The sequence below is a fragment of the Kribbella sp. WER1 genome (assembly GCF_054189145.1).
On record NZ_CM135186.1, the window covers coordinates 599319 to 625106 of the forward strand.

General features: G+C 68.8%; 26 protein-coding genes. 16 read left to right on the forward strand and 10 right to left on the reverse strand.

Going from position 1 to position 25788, the window contains the following annotated elements:
• Positions 1 to 32 precede the first annotated feature (32 nt).
• Complete coding sequence (locus tag ACXJJ3_RS02900) at positions 33 to 761, forward strand: hypothetical protein (RefSeq protein WP_458168308.1); 729 nt, start codon at positions 33 to 35, stop codon at positions 759 to 761.
• Between the two features lie 40 nt (positions 762 to 801).
• On the opposite strand, the gene ACXJJ3_RS02905 is transcribed toward ACXJJ3_RS02900, so the two are convergent.
• From ACXJJ3_RS02905 to ACXJJ3_RS02925, 5 genes are all read right to left on the reverse strand, one after another.
• Positions 802 to 1923 (reverse strand): glycoside hydrolase family 172 protein, encoded by a 1122-nt coding sequence (locus tag ACXJJ3_RS02905; RefSeq protein ID WP_458168310.1) that lies wholly within the window; start codon positions 1921 to 1923, stop codon positions 802 to 804.
• Positions 1920 to 2750 (reverse strand): carbohydrate ABC transporter permease, encoded by an 831-nt coding sequence (locus tag ACXJJ3_RS02910; protein WP_458168311.1) that lies wholly within the window; start codon positions 2748 to 2750, stop codon positions 1920 to 1922. Before ACXJJ3_RS02910 ends, ACXJJ3_RS02905 begins: the two co-directional genes overlap by 4 nt.
• Position 2751: 1 nt before the next feature.
• Positions 2752 to 3633: a carbohydrate ABC transporter permease gene (locus tag ACXJJ3_RS02915; protein ID WP_458168312.1), complete on the reverse strand. Its 882-nt coding sequence runs from the start codon at positions 3631 to 3633 to the stop codon at positions 2752 to 2754.
• On the reverse strand, positions 3630 to 4928 hold the full coding sequence (locus tag ACXJJ3_RS02920) for an ABC transporter substrate-binding protein (RefSeq protein ID WP_458168313.1): 1299 nt from the start codon (positions 4926 to 4928) through the stop codon (positions 3630 to 3632). Before ACXJJ3_RS02920 ends, ACXJJ3_RS02915 begins: the two co-directional genes overlap by 4 nt.
• An 84-nt stretch (positions 4929 to 5012) precedes the next feature.
• Positions 5013 to 6035: a LacI family DNA-binding transcriptional regulator gene (locus tag ACXJJ3_RS02925; RefSeq protein ID WP_458168314.1), complete on the reverse strand. Its 1023-nt coding sequence runs from the start codon at positions 6033 to 6035 to the stop codon at positions 5013 to 5015.
• Between the two features lie 122 nt (positions 6036 to 6157).
• On the opposite strand from ACXJJ3_RS02925, the gene ACXJJ3_RS02930 reads away from it, so the two are divergent.
• On the forward strand, positions 6158 to 6499 hold the full coding sequence (locus ACXJJ3_RS02930) for a DUF2200 domain-containing protein (protein WP_458168315.1): 342 nt from the start codon (positions 6158 to 6160) through the stop codon (positions 6497 to 6499).
• Positions 6500 to 6707: 208 nt separating this feature from the next.
• A complete protein-coding gene (locus tag ACXJJ3_RS02935) occupies positions 6708 to 7472 on the forward strand; it encodes a GAF and ANTAR domain-containing protein (RefSeq protein WP_458168316.1) in 765 nt (254 codons plus the stop codon).
• 8 nt (positions 7473 to 7480) lie between these two features.
• On the opposite strand, the gene hrpB is transcribed toward ACXJJ3_RS02935, so the two are convergent.
• The 4 genes from hrpB to ACXJJ3_RS02955 are packed head-to-tail and all read right to left on the reverse strand — an operon-like array spanning position 7481 to position 12709.
• Positions 7481 to 10006, reverse strand: coding sequence for an ATP-dependent helicase HrpB (hrpB, locus tag ACXJJ3_RS02940; protein ID WP_458168317.1), 2526 nt, complete (start codon positions 10004 to 10006; stop codon positions 7481 to 7483).
• Positions 10007 to 10017: 11 nt separating this feature from the next.
• Positions 10018 to 11424 carry a M1 family metallopeptidase gene (locus ACXJJ3_RS02945; RefSeq protein ID WP_458168318.1) on the reverse strand — a complete coding sequence of 469 codons (1407 nt, stop codon included), beginning with the start codon at positions 11422 to 11424 and terminating at the stop codon, positions 10018 to 10020.
• A 56-nt stretch (positions 11425 to 11480) separates the two neighbouring features.
• Positions 11481 to 11933, reverse strand: coding sequence for a nitroreductase/quinone reductase family protein (locus ACXJJ3_RS02950; protein WP_458168320.1), 453 nt, complete (start codon positions 11931 to 11933; stop codon positions 11481 to 11483).
• Positions 11930 to 12709 (reverse strand): glucose 1-dehydrogenase, encoded by a 780-nt coding sequence (locus tag ACXJJ3_RS02955; protein WP_458168321.1) that lies wholly within the window; start codon positions 12707 to 12709, stop codon positions 11930 to 11932. Before ACXJJ3_RS02955 ends, ACXJJ3_RS02950 begins: the two co-directional genes overlap by 4 nt.
• Before the next feature lie 103 nt (positions 12710 to 12812).
• Here ACXJJ3_RS02955 and ACXJJ3_RS02960 point away from each other — a divergent pair, with 103 nt between their 5' ends.
• Together ACXJJ3_RS02960 and ACXJJ3_RS02965 are read left to right on the forward strand one after the other, a co-directional pair.
• Entirely contained in the window at positions 12813 to 13454 is a 642-nt protein-coding gene (locus tag ACXJJ3_RS02960) for a TetR/AcrR family transcriptional regulator (RefSeq protein ID WP_458168322.1), read from the forward strand.
• A 46-nt stretch (positions 13455 to 13500) separates the two neighbouring features.
• A complete protein-coding gene (locus ACXJJ3_RS02965) occupies positions 13501 to 13737 on the forward strand; it encodes a hypothetical protein (protein ID WP_458168323.1) in 237 nt (78 codons plus the stop codon).
• A 235-nt stretch (positions 13738 to 13972) separates the two neighbouring features.
• Here ACXJJ3_RS02965 and ACXJJ3_RS02970 read toward each other — a convergent pair whose 3' ends face one another.
• A complete protein-coding gene (locus tag ACXJJ3_RS02970; protein ID WP_458168324.1) occupies positions 13973 to 14743 on the reverse strand; it encodes a maleylpyruvate isomerase family mycothiol-dependent enzyme in 771 nt (256 codons plus the stop codon).
• Positions 14744 to 14864: 121 nt separating this feature from the next.
• On the opposite strand from ACXJJ3_RS02970, the gene ACXJJ3_RS02975 reads away from it, so the two are divergent.
• From ACXJJ3_RS02975 to ACXJJ3_RS03025, 11 genes are all read left to right on the forward strand, one after another.
• Complete coding sequence (locus ACXJJ3_RS02975; RefSeq protein WP_458168325.1) at positions 14865 to 15695, forward strand: GntR family transcriptional regulator; 831 nt, start codon at positions 14865 to 14867, stop codon at positions 15693 to 15695.
• A 46-nt stretch (positions 15696 to 15741) separates the two neighbouring features.
• Complete coding sequence (locus ACXJJ3_RS02980) at positions 15742 to 16509, forward strand: GntR family transcriptional regulator (RefSeq protein ID WP_458168326.1); 768 nt, start codon at positions 15742 to 15744, stop codon at positions 16507 to 16509.
• Entirely contained in the window at positions 16506 to 17450 is a 945-nt protein-coding gene (locus tag ACXJJ3_RS02985; RefSeq protein ID WP_458168327.1) for an ABC transporter permease, read from the forward strand. Before ACXJJ3_RS02980 ends, ACXJJ3_RS02985 begins: the two co-directional genes overlap by 4 nt.
• Positions 17447 to 18328, forward strand: coding sequence for an ABC transporter permease (locus ACXJJ3_RS02990; RefSeq protein ID WP_458168328.1), 882 nt, complete (start codon positions 17447 to 17449; stop codon positions 18326 to 18328). Before ACXJJ3_RS02985 ends, ACXJJ3_RS02990 begins: the two co-directional genes overlap by 4 nt.
• Positions 18325 to 19308 carry an ABC transporter ATP-binding protein gene (locus ACXJJ3_RS02995; protein ID WP_458168329.1) on the forward strand — a complete coding sequence of 328 codons (984 nt, stop codon included), beginning with the start codon at positions 18325 to 18327 and terminating at the stop codon, positions 19306 to 19308. Before ACXJJ3_RS02990 ends, ACXJJ3_RS02995 begins: the two co-directional genes overlap by 4 nt.
• Positions 19305 to 20306 carry an ABC transporter ATP-binding protein gene (locus tag ACXJJ3_RS03000; RefSeq protein ID WP_458168330.1) on the forward strand — a complete coding sequence of 334 codons (1002 nt, stop codon included), beginning with the start codon at positions 19305 to 19307 and terminating at the stop codon, positions 20304 to 20306. The genes ACXJJ3_RS02995 and ACXJJ3_RS03000 overlap by 4 nt, the downstream gene beginning before the upstream one ends.
• Positions 20307 to 20394: 88 nt before the next feature.
• Positions 20395 to 22002, forward strand: coding sequence for an ABC transporter substrate-binding protein (locus ACXJJ3_RS03005; protein ID WP_458168332.1), 1608 nt, complete (start codon positions 20395 to 20397; stop codon positions 22000 to 22002).
• 26 nt (positions 22003 to 22028) lie between these two features.
• Positions 22029 to 22223 carry a hypothetical protein gene (locus ACXJJ3_RS03010; RefSeq protein WP_458168333.1) on the forward strand — a complete coding sequence of 65 codons (195 nt, stop codon included), beginning with the start codon at positions 22029 to 22031 and terminating at the stop codon, positions 22221 to 22223.
• A 7-nt stretch (positions 22224 to 22230) separates the two neighbouring features.
• Positions 22231 to 23658, forward strand: a complete 1428-nt coding sequence (locus tag ACXJJ3_RS03015) for an amidase (protein ID WP_458168334.1) — start codon at positions 22231 to 22233, stop codon at positions 23656 to 23658.
• Positions 23655 to 25082 (forward strand): amidase, encoded by a 1428-nt coding sequence (locus tag ACXJJ3_RS03020; RefSeq protein WP_458168335.1) that lies wholly within the window; start codon positions 23655 to 23657, stop codon positions 25080 to 25082. Before ACXJJ3_RS03015 ends, ACXJJ3_RS03020 begins: the two co-directional genes overlap by 4 nt.
• A 17-nt stretch (positions 25083 to 25099) precedes the next feature.
• The gene (locus ACXJJ3_RS03025) at positions 25100 to 25693 is read left to right on the forward strand and encodes a cysteine hydrolase family protein (RefSeq protein WP_458168337.1); all 594 of its coding nucleotides are present in this window, start codon (positions 25100 to 25102) and stop codon (positions 25691 to 25693) included.
• Positions 25694 to 25788: the final 95 nt, after the last annotated feature.

Consider the following 25788-nt stretch of genomic DNA (forward strand, 5'->3'; position numbering starts at 1 on the left):
CAGCCTGCCCGGTGGCTGCAGGTTGTGCTGGTGTGCCGGGAAGTCTCGCGGCGACGGCCGGCCCATCGTCGGTTGCACCAACAACCGTCACGACGCCGACCGAGACGACACCCGCGCCCGCACCGACCACGGCCACCCCGGCGGTCCCGACGCCGACGATGGCACCGCCGGCGCGGGCGCCTCGTACGGCAGCCGTGCTGAAGAAGGCGCTCCTGGCGCTCACCGACCTCCCGTCGGGCTTCTCGATCGAGACCGACACTGGCGGCGACGGACCGCAGGTGGTGCTGTCCTCGAAGGACTCCCGCTGCGCGAAGCTCGTCGCGTACTCGAACGCCGACAACCCACCCGGTTCCAAGGCGTCCGCGGGTCTGTCGTACTCCGGCGGCGCTGAAGGCCCGTTCATCGACGAGAGCCTCGACGCGATGGGGTCGACGGCCGCCGTCCGCGCGCTGCAGCGGTCGTTCAAGAACGCCGTCACCAGCTGCCGCTCGATGACGCTGAAGATCCCCGGTCAGGGCAGTTCGCCGATCAGCGTCCGCCAGGTCTCCGCTCCGCAGGCCGGCACCGACCCGGTCGCCGTCCGCTTCACCGCAACCTCCGGCGCACTCCAGGGCCTCGAGGTCACGATGATCACCACCGGCGTCGACGACGTCGTACTCGCCCTCACCATCGTCGCCGGCATCCCCGACGACATCGACGGCGCCACCGAAACGGCCGTCGACAAGGCCGAGTCCGTCCTCAACCCCCAACCCGGCGCCTGACCCTGGATCGCCCGCCGCCTGGACGGGAGCCGCTCGTCCCTCAGCGGGGCCAGCGGGCGGCTGCCGGGGGGAGCGCTGGGAACGGTATCTGCCTGCCGGTCTGGTACCAGTAGGCGGTGGTGGCGATGTCGTCCTGGCGTTCGAACAGGCCGTGGTCCCAGGCGCCGATCTGCTGGAGTGTCACCTTCAGGCGCTGCTCGAAGTGGATCGGATCGGGCAGGTGCCACCGATATAGACCGTGCATCGGCAACGCCTCCGTGGCGAACGGTGACGCCGCGGTCCGATCGCGCGTCGAGTGGAACGGATACCCGCAGTACGGCGCGCTGAACGTGATGATCTCCGGCTCCGGCGCCGACCGCAGCTCGTCCTGGAACGCCCACGCCCCGCCTGCGTAGTCCTCGAGCCCAGTACTGCACAGCGTCGGGAACTCCTCGTCCTCGTCCAGGAAGAACTTCACCTCCCCCTCGCCCCACCAGTAGCGATGCAGGGACGTCAGCGCGACATACGTCCCGACGTACGTCCCCCGCCCGCTGACCCCGTCGACAATGACGTGATCCGTCCCCAGCGGCGCAGCACCGTCCGAGTGCCGCCACTGTGCATGCAGGTACGGCGTCTCGGCCGAATGCGCGTCCCCGACCGTGTAGTCCACCTGGTAGAACAGCGCCGGTACGTCGCCCGCATGCTGGCTCTCGACCGTGATCCGCGCCCCCTCACGGAACGGCATCGGCAGGTAGCAGTTCATCCCGCCGGTGGGAGCAACCACGATCGGGACCGAGTTCACCAGCGCCCGAGCGCCGAACCCGTTGCAGAAGAAGTCCCCCAGCGGTACTTCGATCGACGGATCGGCGGCGCCGTCCCAGTACGCCCGCAGTACCAGGTCCCGCAGTAGGAACGGCCCGTGATCGGTGCGGTCGGCAACGGTCAGCCAGATGTGCCGGATGGTGCCCGGCCCGTCGATCTCAGCCAGCGTCACGGTCTCGCCGGCCGGGAGTCGTACCGCGGGTGAACCCTTCCGCCCGACACCCAGCGCCGAGGCGGTTCGGGCGGCTGCGCCGGGGGCGCCGGTCGGGTTCTCCGCGTTGATGGAGCGGCTGCGGATGCCGGCCGGTGGGACGGGGACGCCGAAGATCGGGAACAAGCTGGATTCCTCTCGATTGGTCATTTGACGGCTCCCGCGGTGACGCCGCGGTTGAGGGTGCGCTGGAAGATCAGGAAGAACACCAGCGTCGGAAGCAGCGACAGCAGGGAGCCGGCGTTGAGTACGGTGATGTCGATCGAGTGCTGGCCGCGCAGCGTCGACAGCGCGATCGGCACCGTCTGCGACGTCTGGTCGGAGAGCAGCACGACCGGGATGTAGAACTCGTTCCAGGTCCAGATGAAGAAGAACACGACGAGTACGGACAGTGTCGGGCGCAGGATCGGCAGCACGATCCGCCAGAGGATCTGCCATCGTCCGGCACCGTCGATCGCCGCCGCCTCCAGGATCTCCTTCGGCATCGTCCCCATCACGCTCGCGAGCAGATAGGTGCCGAAGGCCCCTTGCAGTACGACGAACACGATGATGACCGACCACACCGTGTTGAAGGTGTGCGTGGCCTGGGCGCCGTAGAACAGCGGGTAGATCAGTGCCTCGTGCGGCAGCATCGTGGACAGCAGCAGGATCGCGAGGATCAGCCCGCTCCCCCGGATCCGGCCGACACCGATCGGGTAGGCGCTGAGCAGGCTGAGCGCCACGCCGCCGAAGGCGACCACGGTCGAGATCAGGACGGAGTTCCAGAGCGCGACCGGGAAGTCCACCAGCGACAGGTAGTTGCTGAAGGCATCCAGGCTGAAGCTGCGCGGCCAGGCGATCGGTCCGTGGCTGGAGTAGTCGGCGCCGGACTTGAAGGCGTTCAGCACCATCAGCAGGAACGGCGACGACATCACCAACGCGATGAGGCCGGCGGCCGCCAGGACGAACCAGGTGAGCGGCGTCCGTCGATCGGTCACGTCACGCCCTCCGTTCCGCACGCCGCTGCCAGCCGAGCAGAACGGCGGCCACGCCGAAGATCACGATCGCCATCACGGTCGAGATCGTCGAGCCGTACCCGACCTGTGACAGCTCGAAGAAGTTCCGGTAGGCGTAGTACGACGGCACGATCGTCGACCCCTCGGGACCGCCGCCGGTGAGGATCAGGATCGGCGCGAACACCTTCAGCGCGGCGACCGTCGCGGTCAGCACCACGATGAAGATCTCCGGCCGTACCGTCGGCAGCGTGATCGCGCCGAACTGCCGCCACCAGCCGGCACCGTCGATCGCGGCCGCCTCGTACAGCTCGGGGTCGACGCGGGACAGCGCCGCCATGAAGATCACCAGCGGGTACCCGAGCTGCAACCAGACGAGCATCAGCATCACCGAGTACAGGGCGAGGTCCGGGCTGCCGAGCCAGTCCGGCGGATCGCTCACCCCGATCGAGCGCAGGAACGTGTTGATCGAGCCGCTGCCCGGGTCGAGGATCCAGCTCCAGATGAACCCGGCGACCGCGATCGGCAGGATCTGCGGCAGGTAGTACGTCGCGCGCAGGAAGCTCGCCGCCCGGGCGCCGAACCGCTTGCCCAGGTAGTCGACCAGTGTCGCCGCGAGCAGGATGCCGAGGCCGGTCGGGATCACCACGATCGCGATGATCATGAACACCGAGTTCCGGAACGACAGCCAGAAGTTCGCGTCGTGCAACAGGTCGCTGTAGTTGCCCAGCCCGTTCCAGTGCAGCGGCGCGATCCCGCCTTTCCACCGGAAGAAGCTGAGCACCACGTTCGCCGCGAACGGTACCGCGACCACCGCGGTGAACCCGATCCCGATCGGCAGCAGGTACCACCAGTACGCACGTCTCATCGTTTGGTGCCGTCGTCGTAGAACTTCTGCAGCGCGTCGAGGTACTGCGCCGCTGTCTCGTTCTTGTTCGACATCGCCTGCATATGGGTCTGGATGAAGTCGAGGAAGCCCGGCACCGGGTAGTCCGGGTAGAACGACAGCGTGTCGGCCTTGACCAGCTCGTCGAACCGCTGGGTGAACTGCCGGGTGATCGGATCCGTGATCGTCGCGGTGTCACCGGCCAGCGGCAGACCGCCCTTCTGGCCGATCAGGTTCTGCACCTCGGGGCTGAGCGTGGTGTTGATCCAGTCGTAGGCGAGGTCCTTGTTCTTCGCCTTCGCCGGCACGCCCCACAGGTGCCCGGACGACCCCATCGACAGCTGCGCGCCCGGAAGCGTGAAGTAGCCCCAGTCGAACTTCGCGTCCTTGCGGATCCGGGCGAACTCGCCGTTGTTCCAGATCAGCATCGCCGCCTTGCCGCTGAGGAAGTTCACCGTGGCCTGCTCGAACGACAGCCCGCCCAGCTTGTCCCCGACGTACCCCTTGTCGATCCACTGCTGGAACCGCTCCGCGCCGTCCTTCCACGGACCGGTGTGGAAGTCGACCGGCGACTTCACGAACATGAAGTCGTCGACCTGCTTGCGCGTCGACAGCGCCGAGACCAGCGAGTACCAGATCCACATCTGGTTGAACCCCTGGCTGGTGTTCGCCGAGCTGGAGATAGGGATCTGGCCGGCCGCCTTCAGCTTGTCCATCGCGGCCTCGAACTCGGCGAGCGTCGTCGGCAGCTTCGTGATCCCGGCCTGCTGGAACTTCGCCTTGTTGTAGTAGAACATCACGTACTCGCCGATGTTCGGGATGCCGTACCAGTCGCCCGAGCCGGCGTGCCCGTTCTCGTCGTACTTCGCGAACGCCGCCATCGAGCCGGTGACCTTCTTGTCCCAGCCGTACTTCGTCACCTGATCGGTCAGCGGTTCGAGCAACCCCTGCGCGGCCAGCTGCCCGCCGTCGGCGTTCCCCTTGTTGAACTCGACCACATCCGGTACGTCGTTCCCGGACAAGGTGATCTTCGCGTTCTGGCGGAACGCGTCGAAGCTGGTCTGCTGGAACTCGACCTTCACGTCCGGGTGCTTCGCCTTGAACAACTGCAGCGCCTTCTGCCAGCCCTGGCCCTGCGCCGTGTCCGGGGTCTCGTACTGCACGATCTTGAACGTCTTGCCGGCCTCGCCTCCCGATCCGCCGCCACATCCGGCGGCGGTTGCGAACAGGACGACGGCCAGCGCCGCGGCGATGCGGGATTTCAGCACTGCTTTCACGACAGACTCCTTCAGGCGTGACTGACCGACCCGGCGGCCTGGGACGGCGCGGGGTGCGGTGACGGTGATGTCAGCGGGGCGGTGTTATCCAGGTGGTGCGACGGACGATCGTTCGACCAGCGGACAGGGCATCAGCCGGTGGGCCGGTACGCCGGTCAGGCCGCGGCTGCGGGCGATGGCCTGTTCGGCCGCCCACTCCCCCATCGCGCGATGCGGCAACTGAATCGTGGTCAGGCCGGGAAGCATGCTCTCGGCAACGAACTGGTGGTTGTCGAAGCCAACGATCGACAGGTCCCGTGGAATCTCCAGCCCGAGCTGCTGCGCGACCTGGTAGAACCCCATCGCGATCTTGTCCGAGAAGCAGAACACGGCCGTCGGCCGGTCCGCCCGTCCGAGCAGCTCGTACGCCGCCGCCCGCCCGGCCTCGGCACTCGGAACGGCCGCGTCCACGACCAGCCCCGGATCGACGTCGACGCCGGCCTCCCGCAACGCCTTCTCGTACCCGGTACGCCGCAGATCGCGCGCGACGAACACCGGATCCGCGACGTTGCAGAACGCGATCCGGCGATGCCCGGCCGCGACCAGCCGCTCCGTCGCCGTCCGCGCCCCGCCGACCTCGTCGGGAACCACCCAGTCGGCCCGCGCCCCGGGATCCCGCGGCCGCCCGTCCAGGACGACGATCGGCAACGCGTTCGGAACCAGCGGCAGGTCGACGTCCCGGTGGAACTCGGCCGCCACGATCAAGGCCTCGATGTTGCGTTGCAGCAGCGCCCGCGTCGCCGGCGCCTCCACCTCCGGATGCCCCACGGTGTCGATCAGCATCAGCAGGAAGCCCTCGTCGGCCGCTGCCAGCTGCGCCCCGGCGAGCATCTGCCCCGCGAACGGGATCGACGCCACCCCGTCCGAGATCAGCCCGACGGTCAGCGACTGCTTCGTCTTGAGGCCCCGCGCCAGCAGGTTCGGCACGTACCCCAGTTCGGCCGCGACCCGGCGGATCTCCGCGGCGACCTCGGGCCGGACCCGCCCCCGGCCGCGCTCGTTGAGCACCAGCGACACCGAGGACACCGAAACGCCCACCTGCTCGGCGATGTCGCGCAAAGTCACCATCTCAACCATCCGTCAAACGATTGCCGTCAACCACTTGCGGCGAGCTTGAACCCGTCAAACGAGTTGACGCAAGCAGACGGCAGAGAATCACGTTCCGCGGGCGGCGCGGTTACGGTTGGTGCATGAGCCGGATCTTCACCGTCAGCTTCGCGTCCGTCTACCCGCTGTACGTCACGAAGGTCGAGAAGAAGGGCCGCACCCAGGCCGAACTCGATCAGGTGATCGAATGGCTGACCGGCTTCGACGCGTCCGCGCTGCAGCAGCACCTGGCCGCCGAGACCACGTTCGAGGACTTCTTCGCCGACGCCCAGCTCAATCCCCGAGCGTCGGCGATCACCGGAACGATCTGCGGCGTACGCGTCGAGACCATCGAGGACCCACTCATGCAGAAGATCCGCTACCTCGACAAACTCGTCGACGAACTCGCCAAAGGCCGTCCGATCGATAAGATCGTCCGCACCTGACCATGCTCGGGCTCTCGGTTTCGCAGGCGTGGGGCCGGCTCGAGGCCGGCCCCACGGAACGCCGCACCTGCTGGTTTGAACTGCCGCGTTCTCAGGCCCGACACGCCTGCAGTCAGCCGGCCACTGTGCCGTTCAGGTTCCCTCGCTGCCCGGAACTCATTCATCACCGTTCGCGTTGCACTGCACGGATGTGGGGCAAGATGGCCCCATGGAGCAACAGCTGCTTGAGCTTGCGCAGGAGCTGGCCGAGATCGGCCGCCTCGTCGAGGACGACGACGTGGTCGCGACGCTGGACCGCTTCGTCAGCCGCGTGGTGCTGACGGTCCCGGACTGCGAGGAAGCCTCGATCACCGTGCTCGCCCAGGACACGCCCGAGATCCTCGCGCGCCATCACAAGACCGCGGACCAGGTCGCCGAACCCGCCCGCGAGGCGCTGGACGCGCAGCTGTGTGCGGCCAACGGCCCGCTGTACGAAACCCTTGCGCACGGCGAGCCGCGCCGCATCGGCGACCTGGCGGCCGACCACCGGTGGCCCGAGTTCGCCGCCGCCGCGATCAACGCCGGCTACCGGAGCTGCCTGTTCCTCCCGCTGCCGGCCACTGGAGACGGGCGAGCCGCGTTCAGCCTCTTCTCGGTGGAGCCGGACGCCTTCGGAACCACGTCGTACGACATCGTGCTGCTGTTCGCATTGCACGCCGGGGTCGCCTTCGACAACGTGACGCTCTACGACAACAGCGCCAAACTGATCGAGCACCTGCAGACGGCGCTCCGCACCCGGACAGTCATTGGCCAGGCCCACGGCATTCTGATGCACCGGTACGACATCACCTCCGCCGTGGCCTTCGAAGTACTCAAACGTGCTTCCCAGGACACCAACGTCAAACTTCGCACGATCTCCCACCACCTGGTCGAAGCGCAGAACGCCGGCAACCTCACCGAGGTGCTCCGGAAGTACGGCCTCACCGAGCACTGAGCGCCGGTTCATCGGCGAGGTTTCGGCCGCTTCGTCGGGACGGCGGTGAGTGGATCCTCCGGCCACGGATGGCGCGGATAGCGGGCCCGCAGATCCGCTCGCACCTGGGGATAGCCCTGCTTCCAGAACGATGCGAGGTCGCTCGTGATCGCGACCGGGCGCCGCGCGGGAGACAGCAGATGCAGGACGACCGGGACGCGACCGTCCGCGACCGCCGGAGTAGCCGTCCAGCCGAACACTTCCTGCAGCTTCACCGCGAGGACCGGCGGCTCGGCACCGTCGTACGCGAGCCGCACATCGGAGCCTGATGGGACCTGGATCCGCTCCGGCGCGAGCTCGCCGAACCGGGTTGCCGCCGGCCACGGCAGCAGACGTCGCAGCGCCGACGCCACGTCGATGCGGCCGAGATCGCCGGAGCCTCGCACCGACGCGAGCTCCGTACCCAGCCACTCGTCCAGCCGCGCCAGCAAGGCCTCGTCGTCGACCGCGGGCCACGGGTCTCCGAGGTGGGCGTGGCAGAACGCCAGCCGTTCCCGCAGAGCACGAGCCGCCTCCGACCAACGCAGTACAGACAGACCGCTGCGCCGAATGCCGTCACGGACAGCGGCTTGGACTCGCAGCGGATCGGGGTTTGTCAGCGGTACGTCGTTGAGCACGATCGCACCGAGCGCCTCGACGCGCCGCGTCACGACCCGGCCGTCGTCCCAGCGGACCTGGTCGGTGGTCGAGACGAGTTCGGCCGCAATGTCGCGCGCGGTCCGCTCGTCGATCGGCGCCGCGGAACGAATCCTGGCATCGGCCCGCCCCGGCGCCCGGTCGGCGACCGCGATCGCCAGCCAGGCCGTGCCCCGCAACACCGACTGCGCGTCCAGCACCGCTCCCGTACCCCCAGCCATCAGGGAGTCGGCGTTCTGCTCCAGCCAGGTCTGGTACGTCGCCGACTCGGCCCCGCGAACCCGCGCAATCCGCTCCGGATAAGCCAGCCCCACCACAACCCCCACCGAAACCTCATCCGGCCCACCACCCGCCGGGGTTGAGGGGGTGCCTCGGGTGAGGCGGCGTGCTTCTTCTCGCCAACGGGCCGTCGCACCGCGATCGTCGCCGCGCCGCAGCGCTCTCCAGCGAGCCGGCAGATCATCGCCGAAGTCCCCGGAGGAATCCGACAGCATCGCCACGATCTCGCGCGCCCGCTCCGCACCGACCCGCGGCGCCCCGTCGAGCAGCGCACGAGCCAACCGAGGATGCGCCCCGATCCCCGCCATCCGCCGCCCTCGCTCGGTGATCCGGCCGCTGTCATCAACAGCCTCGAGCCGGCGCAGCAACTCGACCGCCGCCGCCATCGCCGCCGCCGGCGGCTCCTCCAGCAACCTCAGACCATCACCACCCGGCGCACCCCACGCCGCGAGATCGAGCGCGAAGCCCGCCAGATCCGCGACCGCGATCTCCGGCGCCGGATGATCGTCAAGATGCGCATGATCAGCAGCCGACCAGCACCGATACACCCGCCCAGGCCCCTCCCGACCCGCGCGCCCCGCCCGCTGCTCGGCCGACGACTTCGACACCCGACACGTCACCAAGGCACCCAGCCCACGCGACTGATCGGTCCGCGGCTCCCGCGCAAGCCCCGCATCGACCACCACCCGGACCCCGGGCACGGTCAACGAACTCTCCGCCACCGACGTCGTCACCACGATCCTGCGAGCGGCCGTCGAGACCAACGCACGATCCTGCTCAGCCCTGCTCTGCCGACCGAACAACGGCATGACATTCAACCCGGCCAGCCGCCGCGTCACCCCATTGATCTCGCCCTCCCCCGGAACGAACACCAGCATGTCGCCCTCGTTCTCAGCCACCGCACGCCGAACGACAGCCGCCACATGATCCAGCAGCCGCGGATCCACCCGCCCGCCAGGAAGCAGCGGCACCGCAACCGGCGGCGGAACCCACTCGACGGCCACGTCGAACAGCGCAGCAGACGCGGTAACCACAGGCGCCGGAGCATCCGCACCCAGCGCCCGGCTCAGCCTGACCGTATCCGGCGTCGCCGACGTCGCAACGACCGCCAGATCGTCCCGGAGATTCGCACGGATATCGACGCACAACGCCAGCAGCAGATCAGCATCGAGATGCCGCTCATGACACTCGTCGATCACAATCGCCGCCACACCCGGCAACTCCGGGTCCTGCTGCAAACGCCGTACCAGAAGCCCCGTCGTCACCACCTCGACACGCAACCCCCGGCCGCCGCTCCGTTCACCACGCATCGCATAGCCGATCCGCTCCCCCAGCGGCTCACCGACCAGCATCGCCAACCGGGCCGCCGCCGCACGGGTCGCCAACCTCCGCGGCTCAGCCACGATCACCGTCCCCTCGAGGGCGTCACCCAGCGCCAACGGCAACAGTGAGGTCTTCCCCGACCCGGGCGGCGCAACCAACACCGCAGTACCCCGCGAACGCACCGCCTCGACCGTCGCAGGCAGAACGGCTCGCACCGGCAGGTCGGCCCCGGGCACCGACGAGTCAGGCAGTAACACGGTCCGGACCGTCAGACCTTCGGCTTGCCAGGCTGGTAGAGCCAGCTCTGGAAGAACGCGCCGAGATCGCGGTGAGTCAGCCGCTCGACGTACCGGATGAACATCTGCGTCGAGACATTGCCGTACCGATGCGTAGCCGGCCACTGCTTCAACACCTGGAAGAACGCGCGGTCGCCGATCTTCAGCCGGAGCGCCTGCAACGTCATCGCGCCCCGGTTGTACACCAGGTCGTCGAAGATCCGGTCCCGTCCCGGGTCGGCCACCTTGCCGGACCAGTCCTTCTCACCGGCGTATGTCTTCTCGAAGCTCCGCTGCACCGGAATACCGTTGAACTTCTCCTGGTAGAGCCACTCCGAGTAAGTCGCGAACCCTTCGTTCAGCCAGATGTCCGACCAGTGCACCGGCGTCAGGCTGTCCCCGAACCACTGGTGGCCGAGCTCATGGGCGAGCAGGTCTCCGCTCACCGCGCTGCTGCTCTGGTCGTACACCGGCCGTCCCTGCGTCTCCAGCGCGTAGTCGACGCCCAGGTCGGCGAGGATCCCGCCGGTCGAGCCGAACGGGTAGCGCCCGTACATCGACGACTCCCACTGCACGATCTGCGCCGTGGTCCGGTTGAACACCTTTCCCTGACCGGCCTTCGTGTCGATCGACCGCCCGATCGCGGTGATGTTCGGCCGGCCGTCAGCAGTCACCCCGCGCGTCACGTCGTACTTCCCGATCGCCAGCATCGCCAGCTCACTCGCCATCGGCTGGTTCATCCGCCACCGGAAGGTGGTCCGGCCGCCGTGCCGGGTGGTCGGCCCAGGTTCACCATTCGCCAGCACCGTGAGCCCGGTCGGCACAGTAACGGTCTGGCTGTACGTCGCCTTGTCGTCGGTCGTGTCGTTCACCGGGAAGTACGTCGCCGCACCGATCGGCTGATTGAGCGCGACCGCACCGTCCTTGGTGGCGACCCACCCCGAAACGCCCAACGCCGGATCGTCGATCTTCTGCGGGACGCCCGCATAGGTCACCGAAACGACAAATCTGCTCCCCCGCCACAGACCGCGCCGCGGAGTGATCACCAGCTCCTGCGCACCACTGCAGGTGAACGCCGCCTGCCGCCCGTCGACAGACACCTTGCTGATCTTCAACGGCCCCCGGAAATCCAGATCGAACCGCGAAAGATTCTGCGTCGCCGTGGCAACAATCGTCGTCGTCGCACTGATCGCCTTCGTCGCGGGATCGAACGCCAGGTTGATGTCGTAGTGGCTGACGTCATACCCACCGTTCCCCATGTCAGGGAAGTACGGATCCCCGGCTCCCGGCGCACCGGGCGAGAACTGCGGCGCTCTTTCAGGTGCGGCATTCGCGGCCGGCGCAGCCACGAGTCCGAGACCCAACGCGCCAACCACCATCAGGTAACCGAAGCGTCCCACAACTCCTCCTCCGTCGGCCCACAACGACTGGCCCGACCCTATATCCACCACCTCGCCTACTCCGGCTCCTCGCAGATGTCGAGGACGCCCCAGCCCCTGGAAGTGGTGCCGGGGTCATGAGGCTGATTGAGATCCGCGACGATCTCCGCCAGCACGGCCTGCCGTTCAGCCAAGTCGGTGACAGGCGTGGCCCGTGCCGGCAGATCCGCACGGATCCCGTTCTTGAGGTGGAAGGTGAAGGTGGGGTTGGCGCGCAGGTTCGCATGCCAGTCGGTAGCGGCTCCGCCGGCGCCGCTACACAGGTAGGTGCGGCCCGCAGCTCGGTAGAAGAAGATCTCGATGCGGCGTGGCCGGCCGGTGCGGCGGCCCAGCGTTGTGATGTCGGCGATCCGTTCGCTGGTGCCTGCGGCAGGTGTGATCTCGATGGCCCGCCGGATGTGATCGGGCAGTTGCGGCAAGGACGCGTCACCGGTGGAGTCGTTCCGTTCGATCGCGTCCGGACTGCTCACGCGGCCTCGGTCTGAAGGGCGGGTCCGAGGAGGAGCCCACCGTCGATGACGTACTCCGACCCCGTGACGAACGACGCCTCCGATGACGCGAGGAACAGGAGAAGCCGGGTGACGTCGGCCGGCTGTCCAAGTCGGGGAACGGCGAACGGCTCGGGTGAGTAGAAGTCGGCGATTGCCGCGGTGGCCCCTGCTGCCGGCTGTTCGATGAAGGGGGTCGCGATCACGCCGGGGTGGATGGTGTTCACGCGGATGCGGTCCCGGCCGAGCTCCAGCGCTGCCGTCCGGGTGAGACCTCGTACGGCCCACTTGCCGGCGACGTACGGCGCGTAGTGCGCCGTACCGCCCAGGCCCATCGTCGAGGCGATGTTGACGATGGCTCCCCCTGATGCGCGGCGCAGAGCGGGGGCGGCGACCTTGATGCCGAGGAAGGTCCCGGTGAGGTTGATGTCGAGGATGCGGGACCACGTGGCCCGGTCCGTGTTCTCGATCGGCGCCGGCGGGTTCTGGACGCCCGCGTTGTTGACGAGCACGTTCAGGGCACCGAAGGCGCTCTCGGCGGCTTGCACAGCAGCGGACCACGAGCTCTCGTCGGTGACGTCGAGGCGGGTGAAGAGAGCGCCAGCCCCGAGCTCGTCGGCGAGAGCGGCGCCCCGTTCGGTGTCGATGTCGCCGATCACCACGTTCGCTCCCTCTGCGTGAAAGGCGCGCACGTGGCTCGATCCCTGGCCGCCGGTCCCGCCGGTCACGAGCACGGTCTGGTTGTCGAAGCGGTTCATCCGATATTCCTTCGGTCGGTGGTGAGCTGATCGACTCACTATTGCCTCGACACTAGGTCGACGGCAGTGGTGAGTCAAGCCACTCACCTCGTACACTCCGTCCATGAGTAGCGCCGTACCGACGTACCACCAGCGCGTCGCCCAGGAAAAGCGCGCACTGATCGTGACAGCCGCGACCGCGCTGTTCCTCGAGCTGGGCTACGACCGGACATCGCTGGCGCGGATCGCGGAGCGCTCGGGTGTTTCGCGGGCCACCTTGTTCAAGCAATTTCCGAGCAAGGCTGCCCTGTTCGACGCCATCGTCACCGAGTCCTGGTCAACCGCTGACGAGGAGGACCCACCGCCCGCAGGCAACGTCGTCGACGGGCTCAGCGCCATCGGCCGCCGGTACGCCGACCTGTTGAGCCGGCCCCAGATGACCGACCTGTTCCGGATCGTCATCGCCGAACTGCCGCGCTTCCCGGAGCTGGCGCATGCGCAGTTCTCGCGCGGGAAGATGCCCTACTTCGAGTCCGTCCGCAGCTACCTCCTCGCTGAGCACGAGGCGGGAACGATCCAGGTCGACGACGCGGACCTCGCAGCCACCCAATTCCTGGGCATGATCTCCAACTACATCTTCTGGCCAACACTCCTGGTGCCCGACTGGAAGGTCACCGCCGAACGCATCACCCAAGTAGTCGACGAAGCCGTCCGCACCACCACCGCCCGGTACGCCACCGGCCCGAGGGCGTCCACCAACGACTGAGCCCGCCGGCACGGCCGCGTGGATATCGGATGGGAAGGGAATGCCAATGGCAGAACCCACAGCCTCCTGGGCTGCGTTCGACTATGCAGTGGTCGATGTCGAAGGCAACGGTCAACAACCACCCGACCTCGTCGAGATCTCGATCGCCCACCGCGCGACGTACGACGCGATCGTCTGCGCGCGACTCCTACTCCACCTGGCCACGCCACCCGGCCGCCAACCGCTTGCTTTCGCACAACTGTTCAGCGGCACAGCCGATGAACCGACCGCAACCCTCTTCTGAATGCCACGACCGTCGAACGTAGGCAAACCAGGAACCGCATGGTGCAGCGTTGCGAGGGAGGCGCCGAGACCGTCCACCCCACCACTGCACCGTCCTACGGCCCCTTCGGATTTCCAGGCTGGTTCTCGCGTGCTTGATCGAGTGGTCCCGATTCAGCCTGTCGGGCCTTTTATGGCTCTCCCGAGCGCCCCGGACGTTTTCACCGAGACCCCGCCCGGCCGCACGGTCGGCTGGTCTAATAGCCAGGGAAGACCTTTCGCAGCTTCCCGAGAGTGATGTTGCCGGTGACGGTCACGCCGGCGGCGCGGGTGGCACCGAGCCGGCCGCTCAGCAGCCGCACGACAGCCTCGGCCGGACCGTCGAACGTCGCCGTCGGGTCCTCGATCGCACCGGTCACGGTGACGGTGTCGGTGATGTGGATAGCGCCGCCCGGGATCGCCAGGCGAACCTCCTGGTCGACCTGATCGGCTTTGGCGGAGAAGCCGAGGAGGAAGGCCAGCGGGCCGCCGAAGAGCTCGACGAGCAGCTCGGCCGAGTCCGGATCCACGGTCGCCGACGGATCGACTCCGACGCGCACGTCCCAGGCATGATTGGCGACCTCGTTGAGCCGCATGGCGAGCGCGACGGCCAGCGGCACCGGCTCCGGCAGGAAGCCGAGGTCGATCCGGAGTTCGCGCTGCTCGGCGCTGAGCGCCTCGACCGTGTCGAGATACGCCTGGTTGTACTTGACGAACCCAGCAGCCTGGTCGGCCGGGGACGCGGCGTCCCACCTGGCCCAGACCGACTGGTTGTCCGCAGCCTCGACGTGCTCGCCGGCGGCGGCCGCGATCGGCGTGCGGCCGATCTCGGCACCACTCCCGAGATGTGAGAGGACCTGCGCGACAGTCCAGTCCGTCGCGCCGCTGCCGGACCGCAGTTGGCTCTCGGACAAGGTCGGCACCAGGGCTGCGAGGGTGTCGTGGTTGGCACGCAACGCCGCGACTACGCGATCGAGAAGTGTGGTCATGGAAGACGCAACCTCAGGGGCCACGACTTTCTTCCATGAGACCTCGCCGAATGTCGGCCGGACTCGAGGGGCCGCTGCACGTCGAAACATGGCCGTCACAGGTGCGGGTCATGATCGATTCATGATCTCTCGTGCCCCTCGGCGCGTCGCCGACCAGACCCGCAGGATCCGCGACCTGCTTCGCGCGAGCATCATTGCCCAGGAGTTCGGGGACGGGGCGCTGCCTTCGGAGGAGGAGCTGCGGGCCGAGTTCGACGCGCCACGTGCCTGCGTCCGGGACGCCCTCACGCTCCTCGAGCGCGAGGGCCTGATCGTGCGGATCCGTGGCCGCGGGACGTTCGTGGCCGGCGGCCGGGTGTGGACCTCGTTGCGGGAGATGCACGGCGTCGAGCAACCGACCGGCGACAGCATCTGGCACGGGCGGATGCGTACTCAGGTGCTCGACTGGTCCGAGGTACCCGCGAGCCCGCCGGTGGCCCGGCTGCTCGGCCGCGATGCCGGCGAGCCGGTGCTGCGGATCGACTACGTCGGCCTGCTCCACGACGCGGCGATCGGCGGCGCGACCAATTACGTCCGCTTCCCCGAGGCCAGGAAGCTGGAGCCGTCGATGCTACGTGTCGACTTCTACGAGATGCTCCGCCTCGGTGGCATTGCGGTCGCCCGCAGCACGTTCCGGATCGACACCGGGCAGGCCGACGAGCACGACACGGAGCTGTTCGGTGTCGAGCCGGGAGCGCCGATGCTGGTGTTCGAGCAGATCATCTACGACGACAACGACAGGCCGGTCGACGTTGCCTTCGTCCGATCCTGCGCGAGCAGGACGACCTTGTTCAGCCAGGCGGGAACCCCGGCGGAGCCTGGCGGTGGACGGCGGGAATCCGGCGTTATGACGGCGGAGCGGCCCGTTCCACGCGGAGAAACCGGCCCCGATCGCGGCGAAACACCGGCGTAATTGCGCGAGTCCCGGGCTGAAACCTCCAGGCCTGCCAATAGGCCCCATGACCAGCACGGCATCGATCGCAAGCCGCAATCACCGGCGTCACCCGGCCCGCTGGCTGCGCGACGCCCTGCGCTCGGAGCTGATGAGCGGTGGCTTCAGCGGCGGGCTACTGCCCAGCGAGGCGCAGCTGATGATGACGTACGGCGCCCCGCGTGCCGCCGTCCGCGAAGCCCTCGACCTGCTCCGCGGCGAAGGCCTGGTCGAGCGCATTCAGGGAACCGGAACGCTCGCCGTCGCACCACGGCGCGCGGCCAAGCTCGTCGAGATCCACGGCTTTCTCGAGGACGGGCAGGTGGCTATCCCGGGCCTGTCGAACCGGATCCTCGCCCACGAGGTGGTGCCGATGCCGCGGATCGCCGCCCGGCGGCTCGGCGTGCAGGCCGGCCAGGACTGCCTGCTGATCGAGTACATCGGCTATCTGTACGGCCAGATCCTCGGCGTCTACACCAACTACATCCGGTTCCCCGAGGCCGAGGTGGTGCTGGCCGCGCCGTTCGACAGCGATTGGTACACGATGCTCGATGCCGCCGGTCTGTCCATCGGCGAGACGGACTTCCTCATCGAGGTGCTCCCGGCCGACGAAGTGCTGGCCCAGGTCCTCGACCTCGAGCCGGGCCGCCCCGTGCTCGCGTTCGAGCAGGTGATCAGGGACCAGCGGGGCGAGGCCTACGACTATGCGATCCTGCGCAGCCGCGGCGACCGGATATCGCTGATGTCCGACGCGGTCAGCCCGCACATCGGCGTCACGCAGGAGAAGGCCCGATGACCCGCTTCGTGCTCCGACGACTCGGCTACGGCGTCCCCGTGCTGCTCGGCGTCGCGCTGATCGTCTTCCTGACCGTCAAGCTGGTCCCGGGCGACCCGGTGGCCCTGCTGGCCGGCACCGGCGCGTCGGAGCAGACCAAGGCCGCGCTACGGCACAGCCTCGGTCTCGACCAGAACCTCTTCGTCCAGTTCTGGCGCTGGCTGACGAACGCGCTGCACGGAGACCTCGGTACGAGCATCGCCCAGCATCGCCCGGCCCGCGAGCTGGTGATGTCCGCTTTCGGCAACACGCTCGTGCTCGGGGCGTACGCGATGGTCCTCGCCCTGGTCGTCGGAGTATCCCTGGGCGGGGTGGCGGCGCTGCGGCCCGGCACCCTGCCAGGGCGGGTCTGCTCGGCGATCAGCTCGATCTCGGTCTCGGCGCCCCAGTACTCCGTCGCCCTCCTGTTCATCGTCTACGTCTCGCTCGGTACCGGTGCCTTCCCGGTCTCCGGCATGCACAACGCGACCGGCGGCGGCCTCGGCGATCTGCTCTGGCACGGTTTCCTGCCGGCACTGACCTCCGCACTGGTCCCGGCGGGCATGATCGGCCGGGTCTTCCGCGCTTCGCTGACGGACGTCCTGCGGCAGGATTTCGTGGAGGCGCTGCGCGCCCGCGGGTTGCCCCGCCGGACGGTGCTGCTGCACGCGGTGCACAACACCTTGCCGTCGCTGCTGACCATGGCCGGCCTGCAGGTCGGCTACCTGCTCGGCGGCGTGGTCTTCGTCGAGACGATCTTCAGCTGGCCCGGTCTCGGGCAGCTGCTGTTCACCTCGATCTCCACCCGCGACCTGCCCGTCACCCAGGCCGGCGTCCTGGTCAGTGCGGCCACCTTCGTCGGTGTCAACATCCTCGTCGACACCGCCCACGCGCTCATCGACTCCCGAGTGAGGAACGCATGACGACCACCGCCCTGGCACCCGATGCAGCCACAGCGCGCGTACGCCGGACCGAGCGCCGGTCCCACGCCATCCCGTTCGAACTCTGGATCTACGGCTGCATGGCCGGCCTCCTGGTCCTGCTCGGCGTGGTCGGTCCCTGGCTGGTCGGCGACGTGACCACCAACGTGTTGTCCCAGCGGCTGCTGCCGCCCGGATCGGCCGGTCACCTGCTCGGCACCGACGGCCAGGGACGTGACGTACTGGCCCGCCTCGCCGCGGGCGCGCGTCCGAGCATGGTCTCGGGCATCCTCCCGGTCCTGATCGGTACCGCGCTGGGCAGCGCGATCGGCATCCTCGCCGCGATGGGCCCTGGCTGGATGCACTCGCTGGTGATGCGCACCCTCGATGTCTTCTACGCCTTCCCTGCGGTGCTGCTCGCGATCGCGATCGCGGCCGCGATGGGACCCGGGACGACGACGACGGTGGTGTCACTGTCGGTCGTGCTGATCCCGCCGATCGCCCGGATCGCGGAGACCGAGACGATGCGGCTCAAGGGGATGGACTTCATGGAGAGCGCCGCGGCCAGCGGCGCCGGCATCCTCGCGATCGCCTACCGGCAGGTGCTGGCCAACGTGTTGCCGACCCTGCTCGTCTACGCCACCAGCCTAGTCGGGCTGGCCCTCGTCTTCGCCGGCGGCATGTCCTTCCTGGGCCTCGGCGTCGCGCCGCCGCACCCCGAGTGGGGCCAGATGATCAACGAGCAGCGCCAGAACATGTACAGCGCCCCGATGACCGCCCTCGTGCCGGCGTTGGTGATCTTCGGTGCCTCGCTGGTCTTCAACCAACTCGGCGACGCCCTCCGCGACCTCCTCGACGTACGGCGGAAGGGACACCGATGAGCACCCAACTGAAGGTCCGCGGCCTCCGTACGACGTTCGGGTCCGGCGAGCGCGCCGTCCGTGCCGTCCGCGGCGTCGACTTCGACCTCGAACCCGGCGGCACGTTCGTACTGCTGGGCGAGAGCGGCAGCGGCAAGTCCGTCACCGCTCGCTCGATCCTGCGCCTGTACGACGCCTCCGCCAGCATCGCGGGGAAGGTGCTGCTCGGCGACGACGAGCTGACCGCGATGCCGGAGCGGTCGATGCGCGCGGTCCGCGGAGCCCGCATCGGCATGGTCCCGCAGGATCCCACCGGTGCCCTCGACCCACTGCGCAGCGTCGGCTCGCAGATCGTCGAGGTGCTCCGGGCGCACGGACTCGTCGAGGACCGGCGTACCGGGAAGGCGCGAGCCATCGACCTGCTCGAGCGGGTCGGCATCGCCGATCCGGCCCGGGTGGCCGGCGCGCGCCCGCACCAGCTCTCCGGAGGTATGCGCCAGCGCGCGGTGATCGCGATCGCGATCGCGGGCCGGCCTGAGGTGCTGATCGCGGACGAGCCCACCACGGCGCTCGACGTCACCGTCCAGGCCGCGGTGATCGAGCTGTTCACCGAACTGCAGCGCGACCTGGGGATGTCCCTGCTGATGGTGACCCACGACGTCGGCGTGGCCGAGGAGCTCGGCGGCCGGGTCGGCGTGATGTACGCCGGAAGGCTGCTGGAGACCGGGCCGGTCCGCGACGTACTCACCGACCCGAAGCATCCCTACACGCGGGGCCTGCTCGCCTCTCTCCCCGTCCCAGGCGTGGAGCGCGGCAAGCTGCCGGCGATCCCCGGACGACCGCCGCTGACCGGCGAGGTCTCCGACGGCTGCGCCTTCGCGGCCCGGTGCCCGCTGGCGCGGGAATCCTGTGGATCCGCCGTCCCGGTCCTGGTCGACGTCGCCACCGGACGGCAGGCCGCCTGCCCGGTGGTGAACCCGAGCGAAAGGTTGAGCGCGTGAACGCCCTGGCGGTAGCCCCCGACTCCACCGACTCCACCGTCACCAGGCCGTTGATGGAGGTCGACGGGATCGGCAAAACCTTCAAGAACGGCGTCCGCGCCGTGTCCAACGTCAACCTGACCGTCACTGCGGGCGAGACCCTCGGCATCGTCGGGGAGTCGGGCTGCGGCAAGTCGACCACCGCGAAGATCATGCTGCACCTGCTCGCGCCCGACGAGGGCCGCGTCTTCTTCGACGGTGAGGACATCTCCCGGCTGCGCGGCGCGAAGCGCAAGTGGCTGCGCCGCCGGTTGCAGGTGGTGCCGCAGAACCCGCAGACCAGCCTCAACCCGCGGCTGTCGGTCGGCGACTCGATCGCCTTCAATATGCGGGTGCACGGGTACGGCGCCAAGCAGCGCACGGTGCGCATCCCCGAACTGCTCGACCGCGTCGGCCTCGACCCGTCGTACGCCGGCCGCTACCCGCACCAGCTGTCCGGCGGTCAGCTGCAGCGCGCCGCGATCGCCCGGGCGCTGGCCACCGAGCCGGAGGTCGTCGTCTGCGACGAGGCGGTCAGCGCGCTCGACAAGAGTGTCCAGGCGCAGGTACTCAATCTGCTCGCCGAGCTGCAGGCCAACCTCGGACTCGCCTACGTGTTCATCAGCCACGACCTTGCCGTCGTGGAACACATCTCCGACCGGGTGGCCGTGATGTACCTCGGCCGCGTCGTCGAGGAGGGCCCGGCCCGTGAACTGTGGGACGACCCGCGGCACCCGTACACCGCGACGCTGCTGTCCTCGGCGCCCGGTCTGGGGCAGGACCGGATCGTGCTCTCCGGCGAGCTGCCCAACCCCGCGAACCCGCCGAGCGGCTGCGGATTCCGGACCCGCTGCCCGGTCGCGGACGAGCGGTGCGCCACCGAATGGCCACTGCTCACCGTGCGTACGGCGAAGCATCACGCGTCCTGCGTACACGAAGATCCGGTGACGCTCCTGGAACACCCGGGCCTCACCCCATAGCCCGAATCCCGTAGCTCCCACACGGACCGACCGCGGCCGCCCGTTCGCGGTCGTGCGATCACCCCTGCCCGAAGGGACCCGACACCACATGAAGCTCCACCGCACCGCACCTCGAAGCGTGCGCCGAGGCCTGCTCGCCGCGCTCGTCCTTGCCCTGCTGGCTCCGCTCGCTGCCTGCACCAGCAGCGCCGGGGCGGCCGCAGGCGGCACTGCGGGAGTGCTGACCATCGGCATGACCGCCGGCGACATCCCGAACCTGGACACCGTCCTGGCCGGCGGCCAGGGCTACGAGGGGTACCGGTTCGTCGGCAACCAGCTGTACGACTCGCTGACCAAGTGGGACCTGAAGCAGGGCAACGAGACGCCGAAGATCGTCCCCGGCCTGGCCACCTCCTGGACCGTCGACGCGACCAGGACGAGATGGACCTTCACACTGCGCGAGGGCGTGAAGTTCTCGGACGGCACGCCGTTCGACGCGAACGCGGTGATCTTCAACCTCGACCGCTACAAGAATCCGAAGTCCCCCCAGTACGACGCCACGGTGGCCGCCCAGGCAGGACTGCTCGGCGCCGGCATCAAGTCGTACAAGAAGATCGACGCCGGCACCGTCGAGATCGACACCAACGGGGTCTGGTCGCACCTGCTGGAGGACATCGTGTTCCTCTACATGGCCAGCCCGACCGCGGTCACCAAGTACGGCAAGGACTACAACCAGCACCCGTCCGGGACCGGACCGTTCGCCTTCAAGTCGCTGACTCGCGGCCAGCAGGTCGTCTTCACCGCGAACAAGGACTACTGGGACGGCGCACCCAAGATCGACCAGCTGGTACTCAAGGCGATGCCGGACGTCTCCGCCCGCCTGGCCGCGCTCCGCTCCGGGGAGGTCAACTGGATCGAGGCGCCGAACCCCGACGACCTCAAGGGCCTGGAGTCGGCCGGATACCAGGTGCTGACGAACTCCTACGACCACATCTGGCCGTGGATCTTCGACCTCACCAAGAAGCCGCTGAACGACCCGCGCGTACGGCGGGCGCTGAACCTGGCGATCGACCGCCAGACGATGGCGAAGACGCTGCTGCAAGGAACCGCCGACCCGGCGTACCAGACGGCGCCGAAGGCCAGCGCGGCGTACGACGCGGCCAACGACACCTTCAGCGACAACCCGGCCGAGGCCAAGAAGCTGCTCGCCGCGGCAGGTATGCCGAACGGCTTCACGATGACGGTCTCGTATCCGACGTCAGGCTCCGGGAACATGCAGCCCGGGCCGATGAACCAGGAGCTGCAGAGCGACCTGGCCAAGATCGGGGTCAAGGTCGAGCTGAAGCCGATCGAATGGGCCGCGATGCTCACCGACTTCGGCGGCGGCAAGATCCCCGACGGCGCCGACGCGGTGAACATCTCACTGACGTTCATCCAGGAGTCGTTCTGGCGGCTCGCGTTCGGCACCGGCGGCGCCGTGAACGTCGGGCACTACTCGAACCCGAAGGTCGACGCGCTGCTGGCCCAGGCCCAGCAGGAGCTCGACCACACCAAGCGGTACGCGATCTACAGCCGGATCACCAAGCTCGTCGACGCCGACGCGCCCTGGCTCGACGTGGTCAACGACCGCAACCCGCGCGCGCTGGCGCCGGACGTGAAGGGCTTCGTGGAACCCAAGTCCTGGTTCGTCGACCTGACCACCGTGTCCGTCGGCTGACCTATCACCTCTTGAAAGGAAGACCCATGACCGAGAGCACCCCGACCGACGCAGAGATCGTCGAAGCCCTGCTCGCGATGAACGGGATCACGCCGACCGCCGAAGAGGTCGAGCAGCTGGTCACGGCCTACCCGGTCAGCCGGATGGGCGTCGAGTCCCTCTACACGATGCCCGGCGTCCGCTACGCCGAGCCCGCCGTCACCTTCGACCCCCGGATCTGAGGACACGATGACCACCACCCCCATCGAGAACGCTCTGACGATCACCGAGGCCGCTGCCGCGCTTCGGGCCGGTACCACCACCAGCGTCGAGCTGGTCGAGCAGTGCTACGCAACAGCGCACGCTTACGACGGCGAAGTCGGGATCTTCCTGGACCGCTACACCGAGTCCGCCCTGCAGGCGGCGGCTGCGGCCGACACCGACCTCGCGGCCGGCAAGGACGTCGGCCCACTGCACGGGATCCCGCTCGGGATCAAGGACATCATCACCACCCGGGAGGGCCCGACGACCGGACAGAGCCTGGTCCACGACCGGACCGCGATGAGCGGCGACGCCGTCGTGGTGGACCGGCTCCGGTCGGCCGGCGGCCTCGTGCTCGGCAAGCTGACCACGATGGAGTTCGCGATCGGCGCCCCCGACGACACCAAGCCGTTCCCGGTCCCGCGGAACCCGTGGAACCTGGAGCACTGGGCCGGCGGGTCGAGCTCGGGCTCGGGCAGCGCGGTGTCCTCAGGTGCGGTGCTCGGCGCGCTCGGCACCGACACCGGCGGCAGCATCCGGATCCCGGCCGCGTTCTGCGGGATCTCAGGCCTGATGCCGACGTTCGGCCGGGTGCCGAAGTCCGGCTGCATCCCGCTCGGCTACAGCCTCGACCACATCGGCCCGATGGCCCGCTCGGCCGCCGACTGCGCGCTGATGCTCGACGTCCTGGCCGGGTACGACGCCGGCGACCTGTGCGCGATCGACGTACCGGTCGACGAGTACAGCGGTGCCCTGACCGGTGACCTCACCGGCGTCCGGATCGGCGCCGACCGGCTCGCCCGGATCGGCGGCGAGAAGGAGGACCCGGCCGTCGCCGAGACCTTCGCCGCCGCACTGGCCGCGCTGGAGAGCCGGGGCGCGACGATCGTCGAGGTGGAACTGCCGTTCTACGCCGAGATGTCGACCGCGGACATGATCATCCTGGTCAGCGAGGCGTTCGCCTACCACCGGCCGGACCTGCAGGAGCGGTGGCTCGACTACGGCGCCGCGACCCGGCAGATCCTGGGGACGGCGATCTTCTACTCCGCGATGGACTTCGTGCAGGCCCAGCGAGCGCGGACGGTCGGGACACGGGCCTTGAGCGCCCTCTACACCGACGTCGACCTGATCGTCACGCCGACCTCAGGAGCGGGGGCGATCTCGTTCGAGGATCTGGCCGACGGTATCGCCAACATCATGACCCCGATCTACACGGGCTACTGGGACACCACCGGCAACCCGGTGCTGAGCGTCCCCATGGGCTTCACCGCTGCCGGTCTCCCGCTCGGCCTCCAGGTGGCCGGCCGGCCGTTCGAGGAGGGGCTGGTGCTGCGCGCGGGCGACGCCTTCCAGCGGGTCACCGACCATCACCTGCAAGTGCCGGCGGCCCCGGACACCGAGGAGGTGGCCGCATGAGCGTCGAGGCCCTCCCGAACCCCGACCTGCTCACCGTCACCGAGGCAGCGGCCGCGCTGCGGTCCGGTTCGGTCACCAGCCTGCAGCTGGCGCAGGAGTCGATCTCGCTCGCGGACCGGCTCGACCAGCAGGTCGGCATCTACATCAGCCGGTACGACGAATCCCTGCTCGCCGCCGCAACCGACGCCGACGCCGCGCTCGCGGCCGGCGACGAAGTCGGTCCGCTGCACGGCATCCCGCTGGGCATCAAGGACATCATCACCACCCGTGAGGGCCAGACCACGGCGCAGAGCCTGGTGCTCGACCGCGCCTGGGGGCAGGGTGACGCGGTCGTGGTGCAGCGGCTGCGCGACGCCGGAGGCCTGGTGACCGGCAAGCTCACCACGATGGAGTTCGCGATGGGCGCACCCGACCCGGACAAGCCGTTCCCGATTCCACGGAACCCGTGGAACCTCGACCACTGGGCGGGCGGATCCAGCTCGGGCACCGGGAGCGGTGTCTCGGCCGGCGTCTTCCGCGCCGGGCTGGGCACGGACACCGGTGGCAGCATCCGGATCCCCGCCGCCTTCTGCGGCGTCACCGGGTTGATGCCCACCTTCGGGCGGGTACCGAAGTCCGGCTGCGTCCCGCTCGGGTACAGCCTCGACCACATCGGCCCGCTGGCACGGTCGGCCGAAGACTGCGCGTTGCTGCTGGACGTATTGGCCGGGTACGACGCCGGCGACCGCTGCTCGATCGACGTACCCGTACCGGACCACACGGCCGCGCTGACCGGCGACCTGACCGGGCTGCGGATCGGCGTCGACCGGACCAGCGGCCGGACAACGGCGCCGTACGTCGACCCGCGGCTGGACCCACTGCTCGACGACGCGATCGCGGTCCTCGTCGCACGCGGCGCCGAGGTCGTCGACCTCACGCTGCCGTTCTTCGAGCAGACCATCGCCTGCCTGTGGCCCATCAACTCCGGCGAGAGCGGGGCCTACCACCTGCCCGACGCCCGGACCCGGCTCGCCGACTACGCGGCCTCCATCCGTACCGGCCTGCCCGGCGGAACCTTCTTCAGCGGTGCCGACTACGTCCAGGCCCAGCGGGTACGCCGGGTGGTCACCCAGGAGCTCGCGCGGACCTTCACCGGCCCGACGGCCGTCGACCTGGTGCTGACACCGTCGGCGTTCCAGGGTGCGCTGTCGTTCGAGGAGCTGCAGGGCGACACGAGCGCGTGGTTCCGGGCCGTGAACACGCCGTACTGGGACGTCACCGGAAACCCGGTGATCACCGTCCCGATCGGGTTCACCGACGCCGGCCTGCCGCTCGGCCTGCAGCTCGCCGGACGACCGTTCGACGAGGCGACGGTGCTCCGGGCGGCGCACGCGTACCAGCTCGACACCCCGTGGCACCGCGCCGTACCCGCACTGGCAGCCTGAGAGAAGGAGAACAGCACATGAGCACCGCAGTACTGGTCATCGACATGCAGAACGGGTTCGTCCACCCGGCCGGATCGCTGCCCACCAACGGGATGGGCTTGCCGCGCAGCGCCGAGGTCATCGCCGAGAACGCGGCCCTGATCGCGCAGGCCCGCTCGCTCGGCCTCCCGGTCGTCTATACCCGGCACGTGTACCGGCCCGACTTCGTCGAGCTGCCGCCGCGGATCGCCGCGGTGCTTCCGATGGACCCGCCGCCGCTGGTCCGCGGCACCTGGGACGCCGACGTGGTCGACGAGCTCACGCCCGAGGCAGGCGACAAAATCATCGACAAGAGCCGGTTCGACGCTTTCCTCTACACCGACCTGGAGACGGTGCTGCGCGCGATGGGGATCACCCGGCTGCTGGTGACCGGCGTCGTCACCAGCGTCTGCGTCGAGTCCACAGTCCGCTCCGGGCAGCAGCGCGACTTCGAGATCCTGGTCGCGTCCGACTGTTGCTCGGCACCCGCGGACCAGCACGAAGCGGCGTTGAACATCATGGCCGCCGTCTTCGCCGACGTCGCACCATGGCGTGAGCTGCTCGCCGACCACAGGTCGTCAGCTGCGGCATGAGCCATCCACCATGTCCACACCTGACGCGAACCCGGCTCCTCGGTCGCTCCGAAGTGGCCGCCGCCTGGCATCTGCGGGTGCCGATCGCGGCCACC